The organism is Spiroplasma sp. ChiS, from assembly GCF_002968355.1.
In the GTDB taxonomy this organism is placed as follows: Bacteria; Bacillota_I; Bacilli_A; order Mycoplasmatales; family Mycoplasmataceae; genus Spiroplasma; species Spiroplasma citri.
In genome coordinates this window covers 1-3492 of record NZ_PUUH01000018.1, presented here as the reverse complement: position 1 = coordinate 3492, position 3492 = coordinate 1, and the positions used below count along the sequence as shown (strand labels likewise).

Below are 3492 nucleotides of genomic sequence, written 5' to 3'. Positions count from 1 at the left end.
TGTTTTCTTTTGTTAAAATGCTTTCATTTTTTGTCAAAAAATTTTTGTTGGTTTAAGTTATTGTTTTCTTTTGTTAAAATGCTTTCATTTTTTGTCAAAAAAGGGGCATTTTTTGTTAAATTTTGGTTATTTTTTGCTTGTTTTTTGCTATTTTTTAACTCATTCATTTATAAAAACTCCTTTATTTACGGGATTTTTCACCACATCGGAACCCAAAAAGTCCTTATTTTAAAGGACTTATAGGGGGGGTATATAAGTAAAATAAAATTAATATTTATATAACTAATTACACCGTGATGATACCGTCATTAAAATTATTTGTCAAATAAAAAACAACAAAATTAAATGTTGTTTTAAATAAGTAAAAAAATAAAAGAAATACCAAACATATATTAGATGTCTATATTTATTATAAAAATTTATAATATAAGTATAATACTAAAAAATTTTAAAATTTATATTTATTAATTATTTTTTATTTAGTTGTTTAATAATTTCAGTTTTTACAATATCAATTTTTAAAAGTTCTTGAATAAAATATTGTAAATTTTTATTTGCATGATTTCTACGTTCCAAATCTATTGAATAATAATCTAGACCTAGTAATTTACAAAATTCTTGTCCTATCATAATATCCTCTAAAGGTATCTTTTTCTTAAATCCTTTAAATATCTCATTTTTATCATTATTATTAAAACTACACATATAAATTTTAGTCTTAAAACTAACAATTTTAGAAATATCATTTTGAAATTCTAAAAGTTGTTCATATTCTCCAATTGCTTTTTTTGTATCAAAAACTCAACCATCTTTTAATTCAATAATATTTAATGTTTCGTTTGTTTTTTGAATAACTATAAAATCAGGTTCTTTTGAATTACTAACAGATGATTTTTTTACAATTTTTTTGGGAATTATTACAATATTTCAATTTATTTCTTCTCTTCTTAAAATTCTTTCAAATTCATTTACATTACTAATTACATATTCAGATTTTTCCAAAATAATTCTTTCTAGTTCATTACCGTTTGAAATAGAAGTTGAATGAATTTTTGTAATAAGTTCACCTAAATCTATATTATTAAAAACTCTTGCATATGAACCACTTGAATTAATTTTTTTCTTTCTTTCACTAATTAGTGCCATTTTCAGTAAAATCCTTTAAATCTGAACCTAAAAAAAGTCTATTTTTAACTATTGCAGAATCCATTACAGAAAAACTCCCAGCTGCTGGATCTAAAATAACATCTCCCTCATTAGAAACCGCTTCTATTAAAATTTCTTGCAAACCACGTGGTTTTTGGTGTGGGTGAATTTTAACATCAATTTTTTCTGATCAAACATCTCTAATATTCCGTGTTTTTCAAATATTTTTAGCCCTAATTGGCGGTTTTTGTAAAATAAGAAGATATTCGCTTTGTTTCCGCGTCCTATAGCCCATTCCCATTCTTTCTTTATCTCATACAATCATATCAACTATTGTTAAATTTGTATTTCTAATTCAAGGTGCAATTCCTTGACATAAATGAAATTTATCTACCCATAAAAAGAGATGTCCTGTTTCCATCAAAACTCTATTTATTTCTTCCATAAATTTCTTAATAGTTATTTCATCCATTTGTTCTAATTCTGAACGTTTTATTTGCCGTTTTCCTTCATTGCCATATGACATTTTATCTAAAATACCTCTATATTGTGGATCAAAAAAAACTACAGGAATTGAGTCATCCTTTAAATTACTAAGTAATTCAAAACCATTTATAAAATATTTAAAATTAAATTTCATCATCCTTTAAATTACTAAGTAATTCAAAACCATTTATAAAATATTTAAAATTAAATTTCATAATTTTATTTTTAAATATATCTATACCAAATGGATTTCATATTTAATATTATCATCTTTAATTTTAATATATTTAAAATTAAATTATTTTATTATTTTTTATTTAAAAACGATATTTATTATTTTCTTTTTCTTTTTCGGAGATACTGAAAAAATACTATTTTCATCAGTGATTTTTTTTACAGGTATTACAATTCGTTTATTTTCTTTAATAGTTGTTTTATCAAATTTATTAATTATATTGAATAACATTTCCTTAGTTTCGTTAGAAAAATTACCTTTTATATATAATTCATTAGTTATATTTCTTAAATTATCAAAATCAGAATTAATTACATATTTCATTATTTCATCTGATATTTCTTTATTTACTTTTTTCATTTGTATTTTCTCCTTTGTTAATTTTTCTTTTCTGTTTTAAACATTTTTATAAAAATCTTTTCTAATTTTTCTCCTTTGTTAATATTACCAGCTTGTTTATAAAGTTGTGTTTCTGAAACAACTTTGCTTGTTTTATCAAAGTCTTTATTACTAAACCCCATTAATAATCAACATTCACGAGGTGTTAATATTCTTAAAAAGTATTCTTTTTCATCAATTAAAAAAGATAATATTTTATTAGTATATTGATTTTGTATTTTATTATCAATCATAATTTTATTGACATTACTTGCCGCGATTGTTCCCATATAATTATTTTCTGTTTTTAAAAACCGATTATATGATCCATTAATTAGCAAACCATCTTTTGCTCGTGGTAAAACAATAAAATTACCATAACCCTTAATTGATGGAATTGCAATAATTCCTGCRTTTCCTCATCGCATTTGTTTTGTTGTAATTGTATAAGCACATTGTTCRATRATTTTAAGTTTATTGTTYTCAAYTRCTTTTTTCATTGATTCTTGTCTAATAAAATATTTTTCATTTACATTRTTTTCTAAAATATCTTTTACTAAAAATTTTAAATTACAAGGTTGGGGATATTGAAATTTAAAATCTTGCTTTAATGTTGAAATCATAAACAATCTTTTTCTATTTTGGGGAATTCCATAATCCTTGGCATTCATTGTAAAATATTGGTTATGATATCCTAATTTATTAAGTTGATTTTGTAGATTTTGAAATCCAACAAAAAACTTTTTACTTAATAAATTTGGCACATTTTCCATTAAAAGATATTGAGGTTTTATTGGCATTGTTTTTATTAAATCAACAACTTTGTAAGCTAAACCACTTCGMTTACCATTTAATCCTTGYCCATTATTATTGGCGTTTGATATGTCTTGACATGGAAATGATCAAGTTATTAAATCGGCATACGGTAAAGTTTCTAATTTGGTAATATCACCTAAATTTGGTGTGTCATAATCATTAAAAATTGCTCGATATGATTTTTCARCATATTTATCATTATCACAAATAGCAACTATCTTATGTTTAATTTCAATATTTTCTAATGCTTTTCTTTGACTTCCAATCCCAGCAAATAATTCTATTACTTTAATCATAATAACCTCTTTTTATTCTTCTTTATCGATTATTTTTACTTTGCCAGTTTTTTCGTCAATTATTAACCTCTTTTTATTCTTCTTTATCGATTATTTTTACTTTGCCAGTTTTTTCGTCAATTATGACATTATCGC

Annotated in this window: 4 protein-coding genes; all 4 read right to left on the bottom strand. The window is 22.9% G+C overall.

Translation table 4 applies throughout. The annotated features are described in order from the left end of the window. Positions 1 to 468: 468 nt before the first annotated feature. The 4 genes from C6B38_RS01475 to C6B38_RS01460 all read right to left on the bottom strand — a co-directional run bounded on the left by C6B38_RS01475 (position 469) and on the right by C6B38_RS01460 (position 3357). On the bottom strand, positions 469 to 1146 hold the full coding sequence (locus C6B38_RS01475) for a type II restriction endonuclease (RefSeq protein ID WP_105298385.1): 678 nt from the start codon (positions 1144 to 1146) through the stop codon (positions 469 to 471). Next, positions 1133 to 1786: a DNA-methyltransferase gene (locus tag C6B38_RS01470; RefSeq protein WP_105298384.1), complete on the bottom strand. Its 654-nt coding sequence runs from the start codon at positions 1784 to 1786 to the stop codon at positions 1133 to 1135. The genes C6B38_RS01475 and C6B38_RS01470 overlap by 14 nt, the downstream gene beginning before the upstream one ends. A gap of 159 nt (positions 1787 to 1945) precedes the next feature. Beyond that, positions 1946 to 2227 (bottom strand): hypothetical protein, encoded by a 282-nt coding sequence (locus tag C6B38_RS01465; RefSeq protein ID WP_105298383.1) that lies wholly within the window; start codon positions 2225 to 2227, stop codon positions 1946 to 1948. 17 nt (positions 2228 to 2244) lie between these two features. Further along, positions 2245 to 3357, bottom strand: a complete 1113-nt coding sequence (locus C6B38_RS01460) for a DNA cytosine methyltransferase (protein ID WP_105298382.1) — start codon at positions 3355 to 3357, stop codon at positions 2245 to 2247. Positions 3358 to 3492: the final 135 nt, after the last annotated feature.